The sequence below is a fragment of the Blastococcus mobilis genome (genome assembly GCF_900188025.1).
GTDB classification, from domain to species: Bacteria; Actinomycetota; Actinomycetes; order Mycobacteriales; family Geodermatophilaceae; genus Blastococcus_B; species Blastococcus_B mobilis.
In genome coordinates this window covers 221,303-245,905 of record NZ_FZNO01000001.1, presented here as the reverse complement: position 1 = coordinate 245,905, position 24,603 = coordinate 221,303, and the positions used below count along the sequence as shown (strand labels likewise).

Genomic DNA, 24,603 nt, shown 5'->3' with positions numbered 1-24,603 from the left:
CCGGCGGCTCAGCCGAAGGCCTCCCGCATCTCCTCCGAGGCCGGCGTCGGCTCCTCGGTCGGCGCCGGCATGGGAGCCTCCGTCGTCCCGGCCTCGTGCGGAGCGGGCGCCGCCTGGACGGCGACCACCGCGGGGTCGACCCGCATCACGGTGTACCCGGCCACGGCGCCCGCCCCGAAGCCCGGCGCGAAGACCCGCAGCGGCTCGGTGATCACCCCGTCGCGCACGGCGTCGTGGATGGCCAGCGGGATGCTCGCCGACGAGGTGTTGCCCACCTGCTCGATGTTGAAGTACAGCTGATCGGCGGTCAGCCCGGCGCGTTCGGCCAGCTGGATCACCATCGTCTTGTTCGCCTGGTGCGGCACGATCAGGTCGATGGCGTCCATCAGCGACCCGTCCCGGCCTTCCGGGGCGGGCAGCTTCCCGAGCTCGTCGATCATCTGGGCGAGGTAACGGCCGGCCAGCGCCTTCACCTGGGGACCGAACACCGTGATGTTGTTGTCGAACTCGGGGTTGGGCCAGAGGATCGAGTTCACCTCGCTGGCCGGGCCGCTGGCGTAGGTCTTCATGTAGTCGATGTCGCCGTCGGCGCCCTCGGGTGCCGGGCCGACGACCAGCGCCGCCGCGCCGTCGCCGAAGATCATCCGCGAGGTGCGGACGTTGCCGATCTTGTCGGAGAACTTCTCGACGCAGACCACGAGGACCGGCCGCTCGACCTCCTGCAGCATCCGCACGGCGTCGGCGACGCCGTAGGGCATGCCCGCGCAGGCGGCGATGATGTCGTAGGCGGCGTAGACCTGGTGCATCCCGAGCTGCCCGCAGAGGTAGGTGGCCAGCGACGGGATGAGCCGGGACGTGGTGCAGGTGCAGACCAGGACGCCCCCGATCTCCTCCGGCTGCCGGCCCGCCTTGTCCAGCGCCGCCTCGGCGGCCTGCAGGGCGAGCTCCTCCACCGGGAGCGTGCTGTACTCGCGCTGCTCGATGCCGGTCTTCGACGCGATCTCGTCGGCGCTCATGGGCGACCAGTTGTAGGCCGTGTTGCGGATCAGGTCGTCGTTGCTGCACACCTGGTCGCCGTGCACCGCGGCCAGTGCCTCGATCCGCGGCTGCACCGAGAAGCGTTGCCGCACGTCCAGCTCGGGGTACGGCCGCACCGGCGGCCGGGACTCCCGCGGCGCGGCGGCGTGCCGGGGCTGGGCACCGACCCGCAGCCGGCGCAGGAAGGCCCGCACCTCCTTGTCCCGTGGGTGGAAGGCGACCACGTAGTCGTCGTCCTTGAGGTCGCCGACCTCCGCCAGCTCCACCTTCGACCGGTCCCAGGGGTACTGGTTGTGCAGGACCATCGCCCAGCGGTGCAGCGCCTCGAGCTCCGGCACGTCCTCGGAGACGTCGAGGATGTCGGTGTAGTCGTAGACCGGGTAGTCCGCGTCGTAGTCCGGCAACCGGAAGGTGAGGTTCCCCGGCTGCTGCAGGAACTCCGCGACGGTCGGCTTGAGCGCCGGCAGCGTCGACGCGTGGTGCCGCCGGTTGGCGAAGACGTCGAACAGGATGTCGAAGATGCGGTCCTCGCAGCTCTCGTTCCACCGCGCCGGGAGCTGCGGATAGGCCTGCTGGACACCGGTGACCTTGGCCTCGCCGTCCTCCCAGGGCTCCAGGACCGGCAGGAACACATCGGGGCGGGTTCGCGGGACGTCGGCCCAGCGGGTCGGCCGCTTGTCGTACATGGTGATCGAGAAACGGTTGGCCCAGAACAGGTTGAGCGCCACGTCACGCATCAGGTCGTAGCGGGTCTCGTAGGCGCCCGTCCGGACCCGCTCGAGGATGTCCGTGCCGCTCGGGGCCTTCGTCTCGAAGTCCCGGCGGATGACGCTGTCGAGCTGTTCCAGGGTCTCCATGGTGGAGAAGTCCAGCTCGGGCATGATGTTCGAGGGGAACACCAGATGACCGTGGCGGTTCAGGACGAAGGCGTTCACGGAAAGTCCTTTCGGTCCGACAGGGACGACTCGGGTCAACTCCGGCCGGCGCGTTCCATCCCCCGCTCGACGGCGGCGATGAGGCGGGGCCGCAGCTCGGCGGCGGGGATGATGGCGTGCACCGAGCCCACGCGACGGGCGCGCTCGATGTCGTGGATCGACTCGAACTCGTCGGCGACCTCGCCGAGCTTCTCCGAGCGGACGGTGGCGCGAAGGCTCGCCAGCTCGGCCCTCAGGTGCGCCTGCTCGGCCCCCTGGGCCGACGCGATCGCGGCCTCGAGGTCACGCACCCGGCTGTCGGCCGCGGTGCGCTTGTCGACCTCGCGCGTGAAGACGACGGCGGCAGCAGGGGCGCCGCCGAGGACCGACGCGTAGGAGCCCTCGACGGCCAGGACCTCCATGTTGTCGTTGAGGACGCCGGCGAAGACGACGAAGGCGCCCCCGTGGTAGCGGGAGATGACGCAGAACACGATCGGGCCGTCGAAGTTGGTGATCGCCCGGCCGATCTCGGCGCCCAGCTCCAGTTGCAGGTTCCGCAACGACTCCGGTGAGCCGTCGAACCCGGACAGGTTGGCCAGCACGACCAGCGGCCGGTTGCCGCTGGCCGCGTTGATGGCCCGAGCGGTCTTCTTCGACGAGCGCGGGAACAGCGTGCCGGCCGTCCACTGGTCCGGGCCGTCGGCTGGGAAGCTGCCCCGGCGCGGGATCGGCCGGGACTCGATGCCGATGACCTCGACCGGGTGGCCGCCCAGGTGGGCGTCGTAGACGACGGCCGTGTCGGCGTCGGCCATCCCGGCCCACCGCTCCAGGACCTCGTGATCCTGGTCGGCGACGGCCTGCATGACCGTGCGGATGTCGAACGGCTTCTTGCGCTCGGGGTTGGCGTCGGCGGAGAAGATGTCGCCCACCGTGGTGAAGTCGCTCGACGGGTGGCTGTGCGGGAAGGTGCGGACGTCGCGGTCGCGCGGATCGTCCGTGTCGGCCGGCCGCGGCCAGCGCTCACCGGGCGCGGTGTAGGTGTGCTCGTAGTGCCGCACCAGCAGTTCGGTCGCTGCCGTCAGGTTCGGCGCCCAGTACTGCGCCTGGCCGTTGGGACCCATGACGCGGTCATAGCCCCCGATCCCGAAGTTGTCCTCGGCCGACACACCGCCGGAGTAGTCGAGGGAGTGCTTGCCGGTGAGCACCATCGCGCTGTCCGGCGTCATGACGAGGATGCCCTTGGTGTGCATGAGCATCGTCGCCTCGGCGTTCCAGTACGGCTGCGCACCGACGTTGATCCCGGCGACGACGACGTTGATCTCCCCGCCGGCCTGGGTGAACTCGATGATCCGGCGCAGTGTGCGCGCCACCCAGTCCATGTTCTCGGTGCCGCTGTCCATCGAGATGCGGGCCCCGGAGGACAACGCGAACCACTCGACGGGGATCCCCCGCTCCTCGGCGAGGTCCAGTGCGGCGTTGATGCGCGCGCACTCGGGCTCGGCCACGGTGCCGAGTGCCTTGGTGGGGTCGCCGAAGAGGACCACCCGGGTCATGCCCTCCGGATAGCGCTTCGTCGGCGTGCTCACGACCCCGACGACGATGCCCGCCTGGTTGTGACCAGGGGCGCGCTGCACCGGTGCCAACCGGCCCTGCTCGTCCAGGTCGTACTCGACGAACGTCCCGTCGGGACCGGCGAGCAGCGGCGTCAGTTCGTAGGGGTAGACGGCGCCGCGGGCCCGCGAGCTCAACACCTTCTCGGCGTACTCGTCGAGCGGGCGCATCGGTTCGGTCGGCCGCTCGGTCACCTCCATGCCGACACCGGTGCCCGGCCGGTAGGAGAAGCGCAGCGCCACGTCCTGGGGCGCGCCGCTCTCCTGTTGCAGCCGCGCCAGCAGCACGATCTGGTCGAGACCAGCGCCGACCGTCAGGGGTGCGGCGGTCTGCGCGAAGGTCGCCACCTCGGACAGCGGGAGCTCGATGGACGGCCAGGCATACAGGTAGATGCGGTTGTGCTGCAGCGGCCGCCGGGACCTCCGTTGCGACTGTCCCCGCCGCAGGCTGTCGAGACAGGCCGTCAGTTGCCGCTCCAGCGTCGGGAGGGTGACGATCTCGCCGGCCTCGTCCCGCAGCGGCGTCAGGTCGCGGATCTCCGCCATGGCGACGAGCCGCTCGTCGTTCGGGTTCTCCTTGCCGGTGAGGTGGAACAGGTAGGTGTCCTCGGCCGACGGCAGCCGCACCCCGTCGAAGTGCTTCAGCCGCCACAGGTTGAGTCGCTGCCCGGTCAGCGGGTGCAGGCCCCGGATGAGCCGGTCCTCGGCCAGACCACCCGGCTCCGAGTCGCCCTCCGACGGCCGGAAGGTCACCACCTCCACGTCGCCGTCGAGGGTGGAGACCGTCACCGTCACCCGACGGACGCTCTGCAGCGCCGGGAAAGCGGCCAGCCGTTCGTGCAGCTGCGCCGCCATGGTGTCGGCGTCGGCGGGACGGTCCGGCCAGGACAGGTAGAGGTCCACGAGCAGGTGCGACGGGTCGTCGACGTCCGCGACCGCTGCCGACAGGGACGTGAGGGCGTCGGGGAGTGCAGCGGCCTCGGCCATCAGGCAGATCAGGTGCAGCCGCCTGCCCTCCAGCTCGTAGTCGGCCGAGACCGACGACTGCCCGCCGAGCAGGAAGGACCGCACGTTCTGCAGGTCGCGGCTGCGGTAGTAGCGCCGGGTGAGGACCTCGAGGATGGGGTCGGGCTCCGGCGTCGGACGCCGGAACCGCTGCGCCAGCAGCCGGATCAGCGGTTCAGGGCTCGCGACCAGCGCCTCGATGCGCGCCACGCTCTCGGCGGTGTCGCCACGGGCGCCGGCGGCATCGAGCTCGTCCAGCAGCCGTTGCGCCTCGTCGAGGACCCCCTGCCGGGCCTGGCGGAGCACGGGCTCCTCGAAGAAGCGGTACCGGACCGCGCGGGCGAGGTCGCCCACGGTCGGGTAGCGGAGCTGGGTGGCGACGACGAGCCGGTCCAGCACCTCCGCCACGTCGGCGCGCGCGGAGCCGGTGGGTGGCCGTTCTGCGGTGAGCCAGCGGTCCAGCAACGCGAGCACGGCCGGCAGCTGGTCACCGACGCGCTGCTGGGCCAGGAACATCCGGTGCACCGCCTCCTGGAGGGCGAGCCCGGGCTCGAGGTCCTCGACGCCGTAGTGGGTCAGCGCCCTGGCGAGCCGGTCACGGAAGCTCTCCGGAAGGGCCTCGCGCTCGACGTCCAGGGAGTGCAGGTAGGCGTGGAAGTACTCCCGCGGGCTGTGGACCTGCTGGTCGGCCTCCTCCTCCTCGCTGGCCGGGCGGTTGCGCGACAGGTCGCAGAGGTCGGCGAACGTGGTGAGGACGGCGAGCTCGGCGTCCAGCAACTCCGGAACGTCCTCCGGGAGCTCGCGACGCGCGGTGCCGTACTCGGCCACGAGTTGCCGCCCGTAGTCGGCGCTGACGTCGTATCCCATGATGAGCGCCTGCAGTGCGCCCAGGAGCGGCACGGCGGCGTCGCGGGCGGCGCGCGGCTGCACGTCCTCGTCGTCCGGGAGCGCGGCCCGCTCGCCGGTCGCCTCCTCCACGTCGTCTCCGGCGGGCTCGATCCTCAGCAGTGCGGCACCGGCGTCGACCTGGGTGTTGGGTCCGGCGAGCACCTCACGGACCCGGCCCGCGACCGGCGCGCGGACCGCTGTCTCCATCTTCATGCTCTCCAGCACGACGACCGTCTGGCCCGCCTCGACCTCCTGGCCGACGGACGCCCGCACCGCGACGACGACCGCGGGCGCCGGGGCCCGCACCAGACCGCCCACGTCGCGTGACACGCGGTGGGTCACGCCGTCGACCTCGACCAGGTGCGATCCGGTCGCCTCGACGGATACGACGGAGAACCGGTCCTCCCCCACCGTGAGCCGGCTCTCCAGGGGGCTGAGGCGGTCCATCTCGACGTCGACGTACCGGCCGTCGAGCTCCACCCGGTAGCGGTCGCGCCCCACCTTGGCCACGCCCAGGCGATAGGGCTGCCCTCGGTAGCCGAGCTCCAGGACACGCCCCGCCTCGTGCGGCGCGCGGGGTCGACCGCCGCGGGCCGAGGCGAGGAACGCCGCACGCTCCCGCGCCTCCTCCTGGTCCGACACGTCGATCGCGACCTGGACCAGCGCCACCCAGGCCTGACCCACGGGACGGTCTCCGCCGTCGATCCCGGTGCGGTCCAGCCAGCCGGTGTCCGCGGTGCCGGCCACCACCTCCGGCCGGTCGAGGAGATCGATCAGGAACGACTTCGTCGTGGTCCCACCACGCAGCACCACGGTGGTCTCACGCAGTGCGCAGCGCAGGCGGGCCAGCGCCTCGGGACGGTCCCGCCCCCAGGCGATGACCTTGGCGATCATCGAGTCGTACTGCGGGGGGATGACGTCGGCGACGCCCATCCCCGTGTCCACCCGCACTCCCGGTCCGGTAGGCAGCCGCATGAGCTCGACCCGGCCCGGAGCGGGGGCGAACCCCTGCTCGGCGTCCTCGGCGTTGAGCCGCGCCTCCACGGCATGGCCGGACTGCGCAGGTGGCTCGCCGGTGAGCCGGCCACCTTCGGCCACGTGCAGCTGCAGCTTCACGATGTCGAGGCCGGTCGTCTCCTCGGTGACCGGGTGCTCGACCTGCAGCCGGGTGTTCACCTCGAGGAAGGTGAAGAGCTTCTCGTCCGGCTGGTAGAGGAACTCGACGGTCCCGGCCCCGACGTAACCGGCGGCCTTCACCAGCGCGACGGAGGATTCCCGCAGCGACCTGTCCTGCTCGGGGGTCAGCGCGGGAGAGCTCGACTCCTCCAGCACCTTCTGGTTGCGCCGCTGCACCGAGCAGTCGCGGACGCCGAGGGCCCACACCGTGCCGTGCTGGTCGGCGATGACCTGGACCTCGACGTGCCGGCCTCCCTCGACCAGCCGCTCCATGAAGATGACCGGATCGCCGAAGGTGCGCTCCGCCTCGGCCTGGGTCCGGGTGAGCGCCTCCCCCAGCTCGCCCTCGGAACGGACGATGCGGATGCCGCGCCCGCCGCCGCCGCTCCTGGACTTGACGATGAGCGGATAGCCGATCGCGGCCGCGTGCAGGCGGCCGTCCTCGAGGCCGTCCACGGGCCCACCGCTCCACGGCGCGACGGGCACCCCGGTCTGCTCGGCGAGCACCTTCGCCTCGATCTTGGCGCCGAGGAGGCGCATGGCCTCCGGTGGCGGCCCGATGAACACCACGCCGAGATCGGCGCACAGCTCGGCGAAGGCGGGGTCCTCCGCGACGAATCCCCAGCCGACCCACGCCGCATCGGCGCGGCTCGTGCGCAGGGCACGAGCCAGCTCGTCGTGGTCGAGGTAGGGGTTGCCCGCACCGGTCTCGCGGAGGACGACGGCCTCGTCCGCGGCGCGCACGAAGGTCGCCCGGCGCTCGGCCTCGGTGTGCAGTGCGATGACACGTGTCCCGCCGCCGTGCTCTGCGTTGAGCTCGCGCACGGCGCGGATGAGCCGAACGGCAGGCTCGCCCCGATTGATCACTGCGATTCGGCCGAACACCCGTGCACCTCTCCCTTGTGGTCAGTCCACGTCGACGCCGGTGGGCCGTGCCTTTGCTACCTGTCCAACTACATGTCCAGGCCGCCGTTGACGCCCCAGACCTGTCCGGTGATGTACGCGGAGGCGTCCGCGGCCAGGAAGTGCACGACGCGGGCGACCTCCTCCGGCTCCCCCAGCCGGCCGAGCGGGATCTTCGACCTGAGCGCGTCCAGGACCTTGTCCGGAACGCTCTCGAGCATCTCCGTCGAGGTGTAGCCCGGGGTGACTGCGTTGACCGTGATCCCGAGCCCGTCGGTGGCGCCCATGCGCTGCACCTGCATCGCGGCCTCCCGAGCGAGGGTCTTGGTCAGCCCGAACAGCCCCGCCTTGGCCGACGCGTAGTTGACCTGCCCGATGCCGCCGGTCTCGCCGATGACCGAGGAGATCATCACGATCCGCCCGCTGCCGCGCTCGAGCATGTGCCTGAGCGCGGCCTGGGAGAGGTAGAAGGCGCCGGACAGGTTGACGTCGATCACCCGACGCCAGTCGTCGTCGGTCATCTTGAGCACGGTGCGATCCGCGGTGATGCCGGCGTTGTTGACGAGGATGTCCAACCGGCCGTGCCGCTCGATGACCTCCGCGACGGTGCGGCGGCAGTCGTCCGGGTTCGCGATGTCTCCGCGGTGGACGCTCATGTGGCTCTCCGGGTAGGCGCCGGCGAAGTCCTGGGCGAACATCTCGGCCCGCTCCTGGTTGCCGCTGTAGCCGGCCGCGACGTCGGCGCCCTGCCTGGCCATGCTCCGGCAGATGGCGGCGCCGATCCCCCGGGTACCGCCCGTCACGAAGGCCACCCTGCCGAGCAGCTTGTCGCCGGTCCTCGTCGTGCTCGCCTGCGTTGCTGTCACCGGGTCCTCCTCGGAGGCGGGCATCGCCGCCTCGATCCAGGTCCGGAGCCGGGTGGCGGACGAGGCCCTCCGCTCAGGCGCCGGTACGGGCAGCATCCTGCGGCGACAACGCCCTAGCAAACGGGGCCCGGTGGACGCCTTCGGCGGTGGATCACCACCCGACGGTGGGTCCCCACGCGGCACAGCCGGCCGGCCACGCGGAGTCACACACCTGCGGCCTCGGCAGCCGATCCACGAGACGTTCGACGGCGTGTGCGAACAGCCCGTCTCCCTCCGAACACCGGCAGAACTGCGACCGACCGGCCCGGGGCTCCGTCGTCCAGGGCGGCTCCGGGGCCGGGTGTCGGTCGCTGCCGTGCGTCGCGGGAACTGTCCGGCGGGCCGGAAGAGAACTGGGCGAGGGTCGCCTCCGCCCTCGCGCTGATCCCATCGGCGGCGGTGGGGGGCTGCCCCGCGCGATGTCCTGCCCGACCCCGCCTCGTCCGAGGTCCTCGCCGGTCCCTCGTCCGCTAGCCGGCAGCGGCTGTGTCGATCAGGCGCACGGTGCCGTCCTCGAAGTTCGAGACGAGCGCCTGCCGCCCGTCGGGCAGCACCGACACGCTGGTCGGGCTGTCACCGGTGGCGAGCCGAGCGGTCACGACACCGCTCTCGGCATCGACCACGGCCACGGTCCCCTCGTCGACGTTCGCCGTGTAGAAGTGCCGGCCGTCCGGGGCGTAGGTGATGTCCTGCGGTCCGGCGCCCACCTCCGGCACGGTGCTGACGACCCTGTTGGTGGCCGTGTCGATCACCGAGACGTCGTCGCTGATGTAGTTGACGACCGAGACCCGGGTCCCGTCCGGGGACAGCTCGATGCTGTGTGGACCGTCGCCCACCGGGATCGTCGTCACCACGACGTTGTTCCGGAGATCCACGACCGTCACCACGTCGGAGAAGTGGTTGGTGACGTATCCCGTCCGGCCGTCCGCGGTCACGGCGATCCAGTGTGGGCTGGGCGCCGTCGGGATGCGGGCCACCAGGTCGCCGGAGCCGGTGTCGATCACGTCCAGGTAGTCCTCGTCGTAGTAGGGCACGTAGAGCAGTCGCCCGTCCGGAGTGGTCGCCGCCGCGTACGGGCCCCTCCCCACCGGGACGGCCTTGACCACGGTCTCGGTGCGCGTGTCGAGGAAGACGACGTGGTTCCCGGTGAAGTCGTCGCCGTAGATCGAGACGTAGGCCCGCGATCCGTCGGGTGCGAAGGTGACCATCTGCGGGGGACCGTGCGGGATCGGGATGACGACCATGGGCTCGTCCGCCCTCGTGCTGAGCCGGATGACGGCGCCGGCGGCCGGATCAGCGACATAGGCGAACGTGCCGTCGGGTGAGACCGCGACGTGGTGCGGCGCCCGTCCGACGGTCATCGCCGTCCCGACCGCAGGGCTGGCCCCGCTCGCCGCCGGCGGAGGAGTGCCCGTCGACGTCGCCGGCGCGTGCTGGTGCGCCCGGCTCGAACTCTCCCCTACGGGGCGGGGAGCCGAGGCCTCCGCGCGGCCCTCCGAGGGCATGTCGACCCGGCCCCCCGCCAGCACCACGACGACGAGCACACCTGCGAGCACCGCCAGGACCACGACGGTGAGGGCGGCCTGGCTCCCGCTCGGCCGCCGTCGGTGCCTTCCATGGACGACCGGGTCGTTGCGGTTCATGGAAGATCTCCATCCGACGCTCGTGGAGATGCATGCCCGTGGAGTTGCATGGTCGAGCGGCGCGGCACCGGTCGCAAGGGAGTGATGCGCCGTTCGGACGCAGACGGACCCATGGCGACGGCTTTCCGCGCACGTCCCGAGGTCCGGACGCCGGGGCGGCTCCCCGGTCCGGTTGTCCACGTAGTCTCGGTCGGGTGAGCGTCGCCCCGCCACCGACCGTCAGCCTCGACGACCGCTTCGCCCGCGAGCTTCCGGAGATGGCCCTTCGCTGGCAGGCCGAGGAGGCTCCCGACCCCCGGCTGCTCGTGCTCAACGAGCCGCTGGCCGATGACCTCGGACTCGACCCCGCCTGGCTGCGCAGCCGCGCAGGCCTGCGCCTGCTCGTCGGCAATCTCGTTCCCGACGGTGCCACCCCGGTGGCGCAGGCCTACGCCGGGCACCAGTTCGGCGGCTTCGTCCCGCGCCTCGGGGACGGGCGCGCGCTGCTGCTCGGCGAGCTGTCCGACGGCGAGGGCCGGCTGCGCGATCTCCACCTCAAGGGCTCCGGGCGCACGCCGTTCGCGCGGGGCGGCGACGGCCTCGCCGCGGTCGGCCCGATGCTCCGCGAGTACGTCGTCAGCGAGGGGATGCACGCGCTCGGCATCCCCACCACCCGCTCCCTCGCCGTGGTGGCAACGGGACGGCAGGTGCGGCGGGAAACCCTGCTACCCGGAGCCGTGCTCGCCCGGGTGGCCAGCAGCCATCTGCGCGTCGGGAGCTTCCAGTACGCGGCGGCCACCGGCGACGTCGAGCTGCTGCGTCGCCTCGCCGACCAGGCGATCACCCGCCACCACCCCGCCGCCGCGCAGGCCGGGCACCCGCACCTGGCGCTGTTCGAGGCGGTCGTCGCCGCGCAGGCGTCGCTGGTGGCGCAGTGGATGCTCGTCGGCTTCGTCCACGGGGTCATGAACACCGACAACATGACGATCTCGGGCGAGACGATCGACTACGGGCCGTGCGCCTTCCTGGAGGCCTTCGACCCGACCACGGTCTACAGCTCCATCGACCACGGCGGGCGCTACGCCTACGGCAACCAGCCGCTGGCGGCCGAGTGGAACCTCGCCCGGCTCGCCGAGGCCCTGCTCCCCCTCCTCTCCGCGGACCGGGAGGAGGCGGTCGCACTCGCGGTCGAGTCCCTCGGCACGTTCCGTCCGCAGTACGACGCAGCCTGGTCGACCGGCATGCGCGCGAAGGTGGGCCTTCCCGCAGGCCTCGACGACGCGGTCGTGTCCCCGCTGGTCGACGAGCTGCTCGCCCTGCTCCAGGGCAACCATGTCGACCACACGTCGTTCTTCCGCCTCCTGGGCGCGGCCGCACGCGGCGACGTCGAGCCGGCGCGCCTCCTGTTCCTCGATCTCGCCGGATTCGACCGCTGGGTGGCGCGCTGGCGCGACCTCGGTCCGGAGGCCGACGGGATGGACCGGGTCAACCCCGTCTACATCCCGCGCAACCACCTCGTCGAGGAGGCCCTCACGGCCGCCGGCGAGGGCGACCTGAGTCCGCTCGACCGCCTTCTGGAGGCGGTGGCCGCTCCCTACGACGAGCGCCCCGGTCTCGAGCGCTACGCCGCCCCCGCACCGCAGGACTTCGGCGCCTATCGGACGTTCTGCGGCACCTGAGGCCGGTGCGGCCGTCGGCCTTTCCCCGGGTGTCGAGCGTTCCGTCCGTGACGGGGAGTGCCGATGACACAGGCATGCGTCCCAGCCCTGTCGCCACCTTCGCTGCCGTCGCCGCCGGCGTGACCGTCGCGGTCGCTCTGCGCCGACGTGCCGGCCGTCGCCTCGTCGCGACGACGACGGCTCCCTCTCCCCTCGCTCCCGTGGAGCCGGGAGAGCCGGTCGCCGTCCGCGAGGCCGTCGTCCTCCCCTTCCTCCGTCCGGTCGTGCCGGCACCGGCCACCGAGCAGCCGGCGGCGCCGGCCCGCTGCGGGGACAGCGGAGGCCGGACGAAGGCGGGTGTCCCGTGCGCGGCCCGGGCGACCACCGGTGGGCGCTGCCACCGCCACCCGATCGCCGCCTGAGCACGGCAGCTGCCCGCATCGAACCCGCCTGCCGGTCAGGCGAGCGGTCTCAGAGGCGGTAGACGCGCTCGGCGTTCTGGTGACCGACGAGACGAAGGACGCGCTCGGCGTCGCCGCGGGACCAGTCCCCGTCCCGCACCCACATCCCGACGATCCGGCTCATCCCGCGCCGCCACAGCAAGGAACCCAGGAAGTGCAGTTCGCTCGGTCCCCAGGCGTCCGACGAGTACAGCTGCTTGGTGAACGGAGCCACCTCGAGGGACTCGGCGATGAGCTGGGGGCTCTGGCTGCCGGCGTAGTTCAGCCCCAGGCCGATGTCGAAGTAGACGTTGTCGAACATCTGCGCCAGGTAGCCGGCCTCACGGTGGTACGGGTAGTTGTGCAGCAGCATGACCGGGACCGCGGTCGACTCCACCTGGCGCAGCCAGGGCATGAGGAGCAGTGGATTGGCCCGGTGCAGATCGAGGTCCGGATCCCCGTACCCGCTGTGCAACTGCAGCGGCAGACCACGGTCGACGCCGCACCAGAGCAGGTACCGCAGCAGCACCGGGTCGTCGAGCCGGATCTCGTCACCGAGCGACCGCAGCAGGCGTTCGGCGGCCGCCGCGACGTCGTCGTCGGACGGGCGTCCGGGGTCGACGTCGAAACCCGCGCGGTAGGCGATGATGCTCTTGGTCCCGACCGCCGACCGTGTCGCCTCCGCGAGCACCGACGGGTAGTCGGCAACGAACGCGCGCCCCGACGCCACCCGCTGGAGGAGCCCCTCGGCCACCGTCTCGAGCCGGACGACCTCGCGGGCGTCGGCAGCCGCCACCTCAGCGTGCTCCGCGGGCGTCAGGACGGCGTCCCCGAGGTAGCCGGTCTCGATGAGGTAGTTCGCGGTGCCCGCCGCCCGCAGCAGGCGCCGGTTCACCTCGTCCTCCCCCAGCGCGCACCGGCGCTCCCAGTAGTCGTCGGCGGACGCGTGCGGGTCCAGATCGAGGAGGGGTGCGCACCAACGTCGGATGGCGAAGCCGATCTGCGAGTCGAACTGGGTCCCCGCCGAGGGCGCCTTCGGTCCCTCGCTGATCATCGACTCGAACGTCGGCCGGTCGACCGACGCCCGCAGCGCGCCGTGCACGTGGTGGTCGACGAGCGGGAGGCTCGCGACCGTCTCCCCCAGTGGCCCGGGGTACGCCTGCAGATCCACCGTCACCACCCCGCGAACGGCGCGACCTGGGCGTCGCTGACCTTGCCGGCGGCCGCCTCCTCGATGCCCTGCGCGAGCAGTTCCACGGCCCGGTCGACCTCCTCGTCGGTGATCACCAGGGGCGGGGTCACCTCGAGGACGTTGCCGCCCACGTAGAAGACCACGCCGCCGAGCTCCCACACGCGGTACACGGTCTTGGCGACCAGTCGTGGATCCTTGCCGCGGCTGGCCCGGTCCGTCACGAGATCCACGCCGATCGCGAGGCCCCGACCACGCACCTCACCGACGACGTCGAGGTGCGCGGTGGCCTGCCGCAGGCCGTGCCGGAGCCGGCGGCCGGCTGCGGCCGCCCGCTCGACCAGCCCCTCCTTCGTCATCGTCGCGAGGACGGCCCTGGCAGTGGCGGCGCTGTACGGGTTACCCGCCTGCGTCAGCAACGCCGACGCGCCCGGCTCGTCGAAGACCCCGGCGGGGCCGACCGCCGCCGAGATCGGCACGCCCGCTCCCAGCGACTTCCCGAAGGTGACGATGTCCGGGGTGATCCCGTCGTGGGTGAACGCGTGCCAGCTCCCCGGTCGGCCGAGGCCGACCTTCACCTCGTCGCAGATCAGCAGCGTGCCGGTCGCCGCGCACCGGGCGGCCACGTCGGCGAGGAAGCCGTCGGGCGGCACGACCAGGCCGCCGTCGGAGAGGATCGGCTCCACGAGCAGGCAGGCGACGTCCTGGCCGGCCAGGGCCTCGTCGAGGGCAGTGAGGACCTCGGTGTACCCCTCCCGGTTCCGGTAGGGGTCGGGGTACGGCGTGAACAGCACCTGTTCGTCCGGGGCGACGCTGCCGGCCTCGACGTGCACACCGGACGCCTTCATCGCGACCCCGATGCCACCGTGGTAGCTGTGCTCGAAGGCGAGCACTTTCGGGCGGCCGGTCGCGTGGACGGCGCACCGGACGGCGACGTCGTTGGCGTCCGTTCCGGCATGGCCGAGATAGACGCGGCGGTCGCCGGAGCCGGGCGTGAGCTTCAGGAGCTCCTCGGCCAGCGCGACGGCGTCCTCGTGCACGGCGCTGAGCGCCCCTGCTCCGGGCGGCGCGGCCGCCGCCCGGAGCAGGGCCTCACGCACGGCCGGGTGGCCGTGCCCGAGACAGCAGGCCGTCCACGTCGCGGACATGTCGAGCAACCGGCGACCGCCGGCCTCCACGAGCCAGGATCCCTGGCCCGACTCGAGCGCCAGCGGGAAGAACCGGAGCTTCTCGACGCCGGCGATGATCCGATCACGGTCGTACAGGCGCTCTGCGGCCTCGTGCATCAGCGGACCTCGGAGTCGATGAAGGTGTGGTCCTTGTCGACGTCGTCGAGCTCCTGCGTGAGGGATGCGCCGATCCGGTCGGCCAGACCGCCGGCGAAGAGGGCGACGAGCAGGCCGAACACGACCCAGCCGATGGCGACGAAGGCCGGCGACAGGCCACTGGCGTCCTTCACGCTGTAGAAGATCACGACCAGGATGAACAGGCCTCCGAGCGCCGGGAGCACGAGTTCGACGGTACGGACGGTGACCTGGCCCCTGCGCCAGGCAGCGAAGACCGCCACCTCGACGAGCAGGTAGGCGAAGAGCAGGCACGTGGCGCCGACGACGGCGAAGAAGAAGTAGGCGTCGATCGCCGCGTCACCGGTGCCCATGACCGGCCAACCGGTCAACCAGGTCACCAGGTTGACGACGATGCCGACGGCGGCCATGGCGAGGACGGCATTGCGGGGGGTCCGGTGCGCCGGGTCGATGGCGGCGAACTGCCGTGGGCCGAACCCGTGACGGGCGAGCGCCATCGCGAGCCGGGCCGAGGCCATGACCGATGAGAGGTTGGAGGCGAACGCCGACAGCACGGCCGTGATCAGCAGCAGCAGCCCGAACCAGTGGCCGACATAGCCCTCGCCGAGGTCGCCCAGGGTGTTCCCGGAGCCCTGGAAGGCGGCGAGTCCGGACTCGTCGGTGCCGAAGCCGATCGTCTGGGCGAACATGACCACGACGAACAGGACGCCGGTGAGCAGGACGGAGCCGAAGAGCGCGCGCGGGATGTTCCGCCGCGGGTCGTCGGTCTCCTCGCCCAGCGCGGCGCAGGCTTCGAAGCCGGCCCAGGACAGGAACGCCGCGACCACTGCCGCGAGCACCGCGCTCAGGCCCACGCCGTCGGGCGTGAAGGTGGAGAAGTCCACGCCGGTGGAGTCCGCACCACCCTGGCCGAAGACCGCCACGACGAGGACGAGCATCGCGGCGATGCCCACGCCCTCGATCGCCAGCAGCGACCGCGACACGGTGGTGGTGTCGCGGGTGTTCATGTAACCCGTGACCAGCAGGCAGGCGACGGCCGCGATCCCGTAGCCGAGACTCGTGCCGGCGTCGAAGAGGGATCCGAGGAGCGCGTTCAGGAAGGCCCCGAACACCGCGGCGGTGCAGATGGTGAAGAACAGGTACGTGCCGAAGAGGGCGAAGCCCGCGACGAAGCCGGCGCGCGGGCCGAGCGTCGCGCCGACGAGGGCGTAGGCGCTGCCTGCGTGGTTGTACCGCTGGGTCAGCCGGATGAACCCGTAGGCCACGAGGGCCACGCCCATGAAGCCCAGGAGGAAGACCAGCGGCACGGCCTTGCCGACCGTTCCGATGATGCCCTGGCCGTTGCCGGCCATGGCGAGCGTCGGACCCATGAGGCCGAGTGAGAGCGCGAGCGCCTCCCACAGTCGAAGCTTCCGCTTTGCCATGTCACTCCTCGGTCTCGGATGGGTGGAGCACGACGTGATTCAGGAGGACCAGGCGAACCTGGTGAGTGCGTGGGCGTCCTGGTCCGCGTAGAGGGAGGACTCGTACTGGCGCACGGCGAGCACGGCGTCGTGCAGTTCCGGGCCGAGGACCGCGCGAGCCGCACCGCTGTCCCGGAAGTGCGCGATGCGACCGGCCGCGTCGTTCGGGAGTGGGACGACGGCCGCGGCCCGGGCCTGCTCCGGGGTCAGCTGGGTGGGATCGGCCTCGACGGCGGCCGGCAGCTCCAGGTTCTCCTCGATGCCGAGGGCCGCGAAGCCGAGGACCAGACCGGTCGCGAGGTAGGTGTTGGCGCCCGCGTCGACGCACTTGACCTCGACGTTGGCCCCGTGCGGGTTCCCGTTGGTGGCCAGCAGGAGGCGGACGGCGGCCTCGCGGTTCTCCACACCCCAGCAGGACGACGCGCCGGACCAGTGGCCGGGCTGCATCCGCTCGTCGGAGACGACGGTGCCGGCCAGGACCGCGATCCCGCCGGGCAGACAGCGGACGATGCCCGCGATCGCCGAGGCGCCGTCCTCCGTCAGGCCCTCGGGGAGCGAGCCGCCGGTCAGGAGCGGAACGCCACCCCGGGTGAACGAGACGTGCATGTGAGCGCCGTTGCCGGAGCCGCCCGAGAAGGGCACCGGGGAGAAGGTGACGCGCAGTCCGTGGTCCCGGGCGGCCCGGCCGATGACCGCCCGGGCGAGCAGCACGTCGTCGGCGGCTGCGACCGGTTCTCGCGGTGGCAACGAGATCTCGAACTGCCCCATCCCGTACTCGGCATGGATCTGCTCCACCGGGGTCCCGGCGGTGTCCAGCCGCTCGCACAGGTCAGCGGCGAACTGGCTCAGCTCGCTGTACACCCCCGCGCCGTAGCAGGGCCAGCCGTCGCGCTCGCCCAACGGGCGCCCGGCCTCGTCCAGCAGCCCGAACTCGAGCTCGTTGCCGACCAGCGCCTCGATGCCGAGCGCCGCCAGCCGCTCGACCTGGCGGCGGGTCACGCTGCGCCAGCAGTACGGCGACAGCTCCCCGGTCTGGTCCCGGACGTCGGCAGGGGCCCAGCCGAACCCGTGGTCGAGGACGACCGCCCGCTCGAGGTCGGCGGTGAGCCGGAGATCGCCGACGACGCCCAGCTCGGGGGTCATGGCGATCCCGTTGTCGACGCAGAAGACCGGCCACGTCAGTGAGGCGCCCATGCCGGACCGGGCGAAGGACTCGATCCGCCGCGCCGGGACGGTCTTGGCGCGGATGACCCCGCCCGAGTCGCTGATGACGCCGGTGAGCGTCCGGACGCCCGCTTCCCGGAGACGTCGGGCATGCCGCTCGACCTGCCCCTCGACACGGAGCTGGGCAGAGGAGTCGCTCGGTGGGGCTGGTGGCACTTGACGCGTCCGTTTCGTGAAAGCGATTCTCGGACCCGATGTAACGTTTGTTACATGGCGGGGTCTTTATACCGGTCAGGGATCCGCCTTGAGAAGGGTGTTGTCGACTTGTGTCGGTTGCTGGGATACGTGTCCGAGAGGCCCTTGTCCGCCGTCGAGGGCCTGGGCCCCACGGAGTTCCAGACCTTCACGTCGTTGTCCGCCGTGCACGGCGACGGCTGGGGAATGGCCTGGGCCCGACCGGGGAGCACGCGGGTGGAGGGGGCGACCTCACCGGTGTCGGCGGCTGACGACCCGTCCTACTTCGAACTGGCCGGGCAGGCCCTCGGCTCCGCCGGGCTGGTCCACCTCCGCTGGGCCACGGACGGACTCGTCGTCCACTCGATGAACACGCACCCGTTCATCGACGGGGCCTACGCGCTCGCGCACAACGGCAGCATCTCGCCGATCGCCGTGCTGGAGTCCCTGCTGTCGGAGCGCAGCCGGGCGGCGCTGAAGGGCACCACCGACAGCGAGCGGTACTTCCGCCTCGTCCTGCAATGCATCGAGGAGACCGGGGCTGAACGGACCGGCCTCGCCCGCGCGGTCGGGCTGCTGCACGAGCACTTCCCCGAGGCCAGCCTCAACGCCCTCTTCCTGACCCCCACCCGGCTGTACGCGGTGCACGTCAACAGTGGGGCCGCCACTCCTCTGGACGACCTCCGGGAGCTCGTGGGCTCCGACGACGCCATGCCCCACGGGCACGCCACCGCGTACTTCGACATGGCGTACAAGGTCAGCCCCACTGCGGTGCACGTCATCTCCAGCGGCCTTCCGGACGAGGGATGGACGCCGGTGCCGGCCGACAGCATCCTGGCCATCGACCTGAGCACCCGCGAGACCGAGGTCCTTGATCCCCTGGCGCTGCCCTCTGCACAGTGACCCCGTGTCCATCCGCGACGCCCTGAAGGCCGACCTGTCGACGTTCAGCCCCCAGGAGCGGCGGGTCGCCCGCGTGCTGCTCGCCGACTATCCCCGAGCAGGGCTCGGGACCAGCGCGGAGCTCGCGACGGCAGCCGGCGTCAGCCCACCGACGGTCGTCCGCTTCGCCCGCAGCCTGGGTCACACCGGCTTCCCGGCCCTGCAGCAGGCGTTGCTCGACGAGCTCTCCGAGCGCGTCGCGTCGCCGCTGTCGCTCTACGAGGACAGCCGGGCCAACCGCGCCGAGGGGCACTGGCTCGAGCGTGGGGTACAGCTCGCGACGGACTCGATCGCGCGGTCCCTGACGTCCATCCCCAAGGCCGAGCTCGATGCCGCGGTGACCCTGCTGGCCGATCCCCGGATGCGGGTGACGGCCGTGGGCGGGCGGTTCTCCGGTTACCTCGCGGGCTACCTCGCCCGCCATCTGCGGCAGATCCGACCCAACGTCTCGGCACCCGGCGACGGGCAGACGATCGACGCGGCGGACGTGATCGACGCCGACCGCAGGAACGTCTTCGTCGTCTACGACTTCAGGCGCTACCAGGCGAGGACCGTGGAGCAGGTCACCCAGCTCGCCGACGCCGGGGCGCAGATCATCTGCATCACCGACGAATGGCTCTCCCCCGCCGCCCAGGTGGCCACGGTCGTCCTCCCCACCTCGGTGCGGTCGTCCGGCGCCTTCGACTCCGCCGCGGCCGCCTTTCTGCTGACCGAACTCCTGGTCGACGCGGTCCTCGACCGGCTCGGACCGACCGCGATCGAACGCATGGTCAGGTGGGAGGAGGCCAGCGCCAACGAGGTGCTGGACTGACCACCCGGTCGGTCTCCGGCGGCCAGGTAGCCGCCGCCCGCCCCCTCCGCCGCGCGCTCGGGAAGGGCTTGCATCTGGCGCCCGCCGCCGTCCTCCCGGTGACGACGCGCCCCGCGACGCGTCGTCGTGCTCGGGGCCGGTCACCCGGGAGTCGGTCCCTCCTCACTGTCACCGTGCAGCACGCGCTCATTCCCGGTGCGGTGGTGCCGGTGCAGGAAGCCGAGCGCCGGTCGGCGCGGGTGACGTGGAATCCGACGGAAGAACCTCGGGCCGGCAGCGGTGGCCATCCCGGCCCTCCGAACGGCTCGCGCACCTGGTGATCGTTCCGGGGCGAGGGGATCGGGCGTCTCGGCTCCGTCGTCGCCGACGGGTGACGACGCCGTGCGACCCGTTGCCCGGGTCGCCCTGCGGACCCGTTCGCCGACGAGCGAGCGGGCGTTCCCCCACCACCGGGGGGCCGACGGCACGTGGGACGCCACCTGCTTCGGGGCCGTGGCCAGGGCGCCGGCGGCGCCCCGCAGAGGGGCACGGAGCGAAGCGGGGTTGCGCAGCACGGCGACCACCCTCCGCGCCATCACGCCGGAGAGCCGGGCGGCCATGCCGGCGAGCGGTGTGCGTGGAGGGGTCGCCGGGCGCCTGGGCGCGCGCGCCAGTCTCTTCTCGCGTTCCCAGCGAGCGGTGGACGTGCGAGCCAGTGCGATCACCAGGGCCGTCACCGCGACGAACCCGACGGCGGTCAACGTCAGCGATGACACGACGACACCCCCGATACGGCCGCGCATGTTCCGGCTCTCGGTCGTCCGCAGCAGTGAGACGACGATCCCGCCAACAGGACGGGTCATCAAGGCGATCCGCTGCGAATGTCCTCAACCGTTATGGACGGACCCGCGCGCCCCGAGCGCGGGGGCGTCGCGGTCGAGGGTCGTCGACGACGAACCGGTGAGGGACGCGCCAGGAATCCATAGGCACGGGCTCGCCGTCACGCCGCGGCGGCACGGTGGCCGGGCTGGGGACGACCCACCCACGCCGCCGAGAGCTGGCGAGCGGGGCGCACCCGGGGAGGCCCCGGGGCCCCGCCCGTCGCCAGCATGCGGCCGACGGAAGGGGCGTGCAACAGCCGTCCAGGACCGGACGTGTGCAGGTGGCCGGTGTCAGCCCCGCGCGGAACCGGCGGCGCCGCCCGCACGGGCGCGGGAGGCGGCCTGCTCGCCCAGCAGCCATCGCAGGCAGCGCGCCGGCGTCAGGACCGACCACAGCCCCACCCGCCCCGGCACGCCGGCCGCGGCACGGACGACGCGCACCCCCAGGCGCAGCAGGTCGGCGTACTCCGGAGGCCTCGTCTTTCCGGTGGCGTACTCCGGAGGCCTCGCTCCTCCGGTGGAGCGGGGCCCGGCCACTGACGACGCAGCCGGCGGCCCCTGCATCAAGAGGTCGACCGGCGTGTGGCGTCGCGGGTTCCGCAACGAGTCGAACGACGGGATCGCCGGCGCGGCCCGCGACTCCTCCTCGGCCGGTTCGGGCTCCGGATCGCTCGCCGGGCGGGCGAGTTCCCGGTGCCCGACTCCGGGCGAGGCTTCGCCCCGGCCGGCGCTCGTGGACGGTTCCGGCACGACGAGCCGGATCGCGGCGATCATGCCGGGGCCCAGGCCGTTGACGGCGGCCAGATCCCGTCGGGTGAGCGCCGCCAGGTCGCCGATGCTGGCGACCCCGGCGCGGGTCAGCGCGGTCACGGCCCGCCCGGGCAGGCCCAGGTCACCGATCGATCCTGCGCGCACGTCCTCGGGCGACCTCTTCGGCATGACGTCCGACCATATCGCCGTCCCGCCACCGGCGAACGGCGAGCCCGTGGGATGCAGGGTCGCTGGTCATCGGCGGCCGAGGTCGTCGTCAGGTCTCCTCGCCGGTCGCCGGCCGGTTCGCCATCTGCGCTTCGTACTGCCGCTGCGTGGCCCAGCGGTCGACCTCGGCCAGCCGCCGCCGTTCGAGCTCAGCGAGGCGGCTTTCGGGCGCTGCCACCACAAGGAATCCGGCATGCCGCTCCCAGACGTCGAGACCGAGCGGCAGGTTCAGCAGGGCCGCGACGCTTCCTCCGGTGGTCGGCGTCAGGCGGGCGATCCACGTCTGCTCACTGTCGGCCACGCCGACCTCCTTCCGCGCAGCGAATCGCTCCCGCCGCTGGTGCGCGGTGAACGCGGGCTGCGGCAGATCCGGTTCGACGTTCAGCGCTCCGGCTCTCCGAACACGTGCCGGATGAACTCGAGTGCGGCGGGACGATTCTCCTCCCAGCAGGGCTCGATCTGGTCCGCCGGCAGGATGAACCCACCGTCCAGCGCGGACACCGGGCGCAGCTCGATCGTGAAGGACGGGACGTCGTAGACGCCGTAGGCCCAGTCGACGGTGTCCCCCGCCGTCGGGTAGAGCTGCGAGGCCTGCTGCGCGGTGTAGATCTCCCCGTGCGCTGCCCGGATCAGCCGCTCCATCTCCTCGGCCAGACTCCGCATCTCGCTGCGATCTGCGTCGTCCTGGACCGGCTCGAGCGTGTAGCCCCAGGGGAACAGGATCAGCTGGGAGTAGCTGTGGTAACTCAGGACGCCGTCGAAGAGCTCCCGCGCGAAGAGGTCACGGACCGCGCGCACCTCCGGCTCGGAGAACGCCCGCGGGCCGACGTACGTCTCGTCCGAGGGAACGTGGCTGGAGGTGCTGATGTCCAGCGTGCCCCACATGTAGCCGTAGTTGCGGTTGGGGTCGACGCCGATGCTGCCGCCCAGGTTCCGGCGCCGGTTCTTGCGCCAGAGCCGGTTCGCGGTGCGCGTGTGCTCGTGCCCGTCCGGGTTCACCATCGGGGCGACCCACACTTCCCCCTGCTGCAGCCACCGCTCGACGGGCTGGGACGAGGAGTTGTCGAGCAGGTGCTCGGCCAGCCGGTACGGGACCTCCACCGAGATCCACTCCCGCGCGTGGTGGCAGCCGAAGAACGCCACCTTGCGCGCGCCGCCCCGGCGCTCTCCGATGCGCAGCGCCCACAGCGGCCGCCCCTCGATACTGCGCCCGATCTCGTGCAGCTCCGCGATCTCCGGGTGCGACTCGGCGAGGCGCCGGAGGTCCTCCTCCAGGGTCGCCACCGTGTGGTAGCCCGACAGCGCCGCCGCCGTCGCGAACGTCGACAGGTACGGCTCGACCATCTGCAGCTGCTCGACGCCGTATCCCATCGCCTCCAGCCGGCCGGCCTGGTACTCGTCGGCCTGCAGGACGACGAAGTCGGGTGTGACCTCCCACACGTCCAGGCCGAGAGGAGCGCCGGCGAGTCGGGCGAGCGGTGCCCGGGCAGTCGTGGACGTGACCCTGGCGATCAGGCTCGCCATCGTGACCTCCCGTTCCCGCCGGTCCCTGCAGCAGGAGACCACCGGCGGCCTGGACCGACGGTGGAACCGCGGCCGCACGAGGTGGTTGCGCGAGAGACTAGGCCTGCCCGCAGGAGAAACCCCGGGTCGTCGTCGCGCGGGTCCCGGGCACGTGGCGCTGCGTACGAGCCGCGATCGGCCCTCGTCCTCGGGACGCCCTCGACGGATTCGTCACCGGGGCCGGACTCCGCTTCGGAGCTGACCAGGGGTTTCGAGAAGTCTCGTCAAGAAGTGACGTTCTGCTCGTGATGTTTCGTCACTCACGTGCCCCGGGTCGGGGCGCGGAACGGCCGATGGTGGGCACATGTCACGCCGGCTTTCCATTGCGGGGACCACCTGGGCGGACCGACAGGTCGCCTCCGAGCCGTCGTCGGCCTGGTGGCGGACGGCCGTGGTCTACCAGGTGTACCTGCGCAGCTTCGCCGACAGCAACGGCGACGGCATCGGGGACCTGGCAGGCGTCCGCTCCCGCCTGCCCTACCTCGCCTGGCTCGGCGTCGACGCGTTGTGGATCAATCCGCACTACCCGTCCGGCGGCGCGGACGGCGGTTACGACGTCGTCGACTACCGGGCGGTCGACCCCGACTACGGCGATGTCGCCGACCTCGAGGCCCTGGTCGCCGACGCCCGTCGACTGGGGCTGCGCGTCGTCCTCGACGTCGTCCCCAACCACACCTCGGACCGTCACCCGTGGTTCCAGGCCGCTCTCGCCGATGCCGACTCCCCCGAGGCGTCCCGCTACCACTTCGCTCCCCCCTCCGAGGCGCCCCCGAACAACTGGCAGTCGTTGTTCGGTGGCCCGGCGTGGTCGCGGACGCCGGACGGTCGCTGGTACCTGCACCTCTTCGCCCCCGAGCAGCCGGACCTGAACTGGCGCGACCCCGCGGTGGCCGCCGACTTCGAGAAGACCCTGCGCTTCTGGCTGGACCGGGGCGTCAGCGGCTTCCGCGTGGATGTGGCCTACGGCCTCTTCAAGGACCCCGCACTCCGGGACAACCCCGGCGGCTACTCCCCCACCTTGTTCGGTCACGGCCCCGAGCAAGCCATGACGTGGAATCAGCCCGAGGTGCACGACGTGTGGCGCCGCTGGCGATCCATCTGCGACGAGTACCCGGACACCATGCTCGTCGGTGAGGTCTGCCTGGCCGACCTGGATCAGGTGGCGCTCTACTCCCGGCCCGACGAGATGCACCAGTCCCTGTCGTTCCGGCTGCTCAAGTCGCCGTGGTCGACCGAGGCCTTCGCCGACGGCGTGCGCACCGCCCTGGAGGCGTTCGCCCAGGTGGGCGCCCCGGTCTCCTGGGTGCTCGGCAACCACGACAAGGACCGTCAGGTCAGCCGGTTCGGCGGCGGGGCGCTCGGCACCGCACGGGCGCGCGCCGCGGCGCTGCTGATGCTGGCTCTTCCCGGCTCCGCCTACCTCTACGCCGGCGAGGAGCTGGGGCTGCCGCAGGCCCACGTGCCCGACGAGGCCAAGCGCGACCCGATCTTCTTCCGGAGCGGCGGTGCCCGGACCGGCCGTGACGGCTGCCGCGTGCCGATGCCGTGGAACACCGCGGAGAGCCTGGGCTTCTCCCCTGCCGGTGCCGCCGAGCCGTGGCTGCCGGTTCCACCCGGGTGGGACCGGTACGCGGTCTCCCGTCAGCACCGGGACGGCGGCTCGATGCTGACCCTGTACCGGCGAGCCCTGGCCCTGCGCGGGGCACACCCGGCGCTCGGTTCCGGTACGGCGACGGTCGACACGGACGGCGACGTCCTCACCGTGCGCTGCGTCGGGGGGGACGAGACGGTGCGCTGCGTGGTGAACATGGGCACCGAGACGGCCCTCGTCGGCTGCTCCGGCTCCGTCCTGCTCGCCTCGACCGCGCGCCTCCACCGCTCCGGTGGCGGCCTCGCCCTCCCCCCCGACACCGCGGTCTGGCTCATCGAGGACTGA

Annotated in this window: 17 protein-coding genes; 5 read left to right on the top strand and 12 right to left on the bottom strand. The window is 72.1% G+C overall.

From position 1 onward, the window contains the following. Positions 1–8: 8 nt before the first annotated feature. The 4 genes from CHB94_RS01160 to CHB94_RS01145 all read right to left on the bottom strand — a co-directional run bounded on the left by CHB94_RS01160 (position 9) and on the right by CHB94_RS01145 (position 10,082). On the bottom strand, positions 9–1,973 hold the full coding sequence (locus tag CHB94_RS01160; RefSeq protein WP_089334734.1) for a 3-oxoacyl-ACP synthase III family protein: 1,965 nt from the start codon (positions 1,971–1,973) through the stop codon (positions 9–11). A 35-nt stretch (positions 1,974–2,008) separates the two neighbouring features. Beyond that, positions 2,009–7,516 carry an ATP-binding protein gene (locus tag CHB94_RS01155; protein WP_089334733.1) on the bottom strand — a complete coding sequence of 1,836 codons (5,508 nt, stop codon included), beginning with the start codon at positions 7,514–7,516 and terminating at the stop codon, positions 2,009–2,011. A gap of 68 nt (positions 7,517–7,584) precedes the next feature. Next, positions 7,585–8,400: a beta-ketoacyl-ACP reductase gene (locus CHB94_RS01150; RefSeq protein ID WP_089334877.1), complete on the bottom strand. Its 816-nt coding sequence runs from the start codon at positions 8,398–8,400 to the stop codon at positions 7,585–7,587. A 509-nt stretch (positions 8,401–8,909) separates the two neighbouring features. Then, on the bottom strand, positions 8,910–10,082 hold the full coding sequence (locus CHB94_RS01145) for a YncE family protein (protein ID WP_089334732.1): 1,173 nt from the start codon (positions 10,080–10,082) through the stop codon (positions 8,910–8,912). Between the two features lie 194 nt (positions 10,083–10,276). Between CHB94_RS01145 and CHB94_RS01140 the strand changes: the two genes are divergently transcribed. Both CHB94_RS01140 and CHB94_RS01135 read left to right on the top strand, forming a co-directional pair. Further along, a complete protein-coding gene (locus CHB94_RS01140; RefSeq protein WP_089334731.1) occupies positions 10,277–11,740 on the top strand; it encodes a protein adenylyltransferase SelO in 1,464 nt (487 codons plus the stop codon). Between the two features lie 74 nt (positions 11,741–11,814). Next, positions 11,815–12,141, top strand: a complete 327-nt coding sequence (locus tag CHB94_RS01135) for a hypothetical protein (RefSeq protein WP_089334730.1) — start codon at positions 11,815–11,817, stop codon at positions 12,139–12,141. Positions 12,142–12,190: 49 nt separating this feature from the next. Here the strand turns inward: CHB94_RS01135 and CHB94_RS01130 are convergent, their stop codons facing one another. The 4 genes from CHB94_RS01130 to CHB94_RS01115 are packed head-to-tail and all read right to left on the bottom strand — an operon-like array spanning position 12,191 to position 17,495. Beyond that, complete coding sequence (locus tag CHB94_RS01130; RefSeq protein WP_254920323.1) at positions 12,191–13,330, bottom strand: amidohydrolase family protein; 1,140 nt, start codon at positions 13,328–13,330, stop codon at positions 12,191–12,193. A gap of 2 nt (positions 13,331–13,332) precedes the next feature. Next, positions 13,333–14,634, bottom strand: a complete 1,302-nt coding sequence (locus CHB94_RS01125) for an aspartate aminotransferase family protein (protein ID WP_089334729.1) — start codon at positions 14,632–14,634, stop codon at positions 13,333–13,335. Beyond that, positions 14,634–16,076 (bottom strand): APC family permease, encoded by a 1,443-nt coding sequence (locus tag CHB94_RS01120; protein WP_089334728.1) that lies wholly within the window; start codon positions 16,074–16,076, stop codon positions 14,634–14,636. The genes CHB94_RS01125 and CHB94_RS01120 overlap by 1 nt, the downstream gene beginning before the upstream one ends. Before the next feature lie 39 nt (positions 16,077–16,115). Further along, a complete protein-coding gene (locus tag CHB94_RS01115; protein WP_089334727.1) occupies positions 16,116–17,495 on the bottom strand; it encodes a type I glutamate--ammonia ligase in 1,380 nt (459 codons plus the stop codon). Here CHB94_RS01115 and CHB94_RS01110 point away from each other — a divergent pair. Both CHB94_RS01110 and CHB94_RS01105 read left to right on the top strand, forming a co-directional pair. After that, positions 17,430–18,416: a class II glutamine amidotransferase gene (locus tag CHB94_RS01110; protein WP_089334726.1), complete on the top strand. Its 987-nt coding sequence runs from the start codon at positions 17,430–17,432 to the stop codon at positions 18,414–18,416. The two genes, CHB94_RS01115 and CHB94_RS01110, sit on opposite strands and share 66 nt — an antisense overlap. Before the next feature lie 4 nt (positions 18,417–18,420). Beyond that, on the top strand, positions 18,421–19,266 hold the full coding sequence (locus CHB94_RS01105; protein ID WP_176445346.1) for a MurR/RpiR family transcriptional regulator: 846 nt from the start codon (positions 18,421–18,423) through the stop codon (positions 19,264–19,266). Positions 19,267–19,406: 140 nt separating this feature from the next. Here CHB94_RS01105 and CHB94_RS01100 read toward each other — a convergent pair whose 3' ends face one another. The 4 genes from CHB94_RS01100 to CHB94_RS01085 form a co-directional block, all read right to left on the bottom strand. After that, complete coding sequence (locus CHB94_RS01100; RefSeq protein ID WP_089334724.1) at positions 19,407–20,108, bottom strand: hypothetical protein; 702 nt, start codon at positions 20,106–20,108, stop codon at positions 19,407–19,409. A 309-nt stretch (positions 20,109–20,417) separates the two neighbouring features. Beyond that, positions 20,418–21,041 (bottom strand): DNA-directed RNA polymerase subunit alpha C-terminal domain-containing protein, encoded by a 624-nt coding sequence (locus tag CHB94_RS01095; RefSeq protein WP_176445345.1) that lies wholly within the window; start codon positions 21,039–21,041, stop codon positions 20,418–20,420. A gap of 112 nt (positions 21,042–21,153) precedes the next feature. After that, positions 21,154–21,405 carry a hypothetical protein gene (locus CHB94_RS01090; protein WP_089334722.1) on the bottom strand — a complete coding sequence of 84 codons (252 nt, stop codon included), beginning with the start codon at positions 21,403–21,405 and terminating at the stop codon, positions 21,154–21,156. An 80-nt stretch (positions 21,406–21,485) separates the two neighbouring features. Beyond that, positions 21,486–22,628 (bottom strand): M14 family metallopeptidase, encoded by a 1,143-nt coding sequence (locus tag CHB94_RS01085; protein WP_089334721.1) that lies wholly within the window; start codon positions 22,626–22,628, stop codon positions 21,486–21,488. A 343-nt stretch (positions 22,629–22,971) separates the two neighbouring features. On the opposite strand from CHB94_RS01085, the gene CHB94_RS01080 reads away from it, so the two are divergent. Next, positions 22,972–24,603 carry a glycoside hydrolase family 13 protein gene (locus tag CHB94_RS01080; protein ID WP_089334720.1) on the top strand — a complete coding sequence of 544 codons (1,632 nt, stop codon included), beginning with the start codon at positions 22,972–22,974 and terminating at the stop codon, positions 24,601–24,603.

What these genes read in the sequence shown, in the direction of transcription:
- CHB94_RS01145 (WP_089334732.1), bottom strand. Translation starts at nt 10,082, where the DNA reads ATGAACCGCAACGACCCGGTCGTCCATGGAAGGCACCGACGGCGGCCG.
- CHB94_RS01135 (WP_089334730.1), top strand. Translation starts at nt 11,815, where the DNA reads ATGCGTCCCAGCCCTGTCGCCACCTTCGCTGCCGTCGCCGCCGGCGTG.
- CHB94_RS01110 (WP_089334726.1), top strand. Translation starts at nt 17,430, where the DNA reads ATGCCGCTCGACCTGCCCCTCGACACGGAGCTGGGCAGAGGAGTCGCT.
- CHB94_RS01100 (WP_089334724.1), bottom strand. Translation starts at nt 20,108, where the DNA reads ATGACCCGTCCTGTTGGCGGGATCGTCGTCTCACTGCTGCGGACGACC.
- CHB94_RS01085 (WP_089334721.1), bottom strand. Translation starts at nt 22,628, where the DNA reads ATGGCGAGCCTGATCGCCAGGGTCACGTCCACGACTGCCCGGGCACCG.
- CHB94_RS01125 (WP_089334729.1), bottom strand. Translation starts at nt 14,634, where the DNA reads ATGCACGAGGCCGCAGAGCGCCTGTACGACCGTGATCGGATCATCGCC.
- CHB94_RS01080 (WP_089334720.1), top strand. Translation starts at nt 22,972, where the DNA reads ATGTCACGCCGGCTTTCCATTGCGGGGACCACCTGGGCGGACCGACAG.
- CHB94_RS01120 (WP_089334728.1), bottom strand. Translation starts at nt 16,076, where the DNA reads ATGGCAAAGCGGAAGCTTCGACTGTGGGAGGCGCTCGCGCTCTCACTC.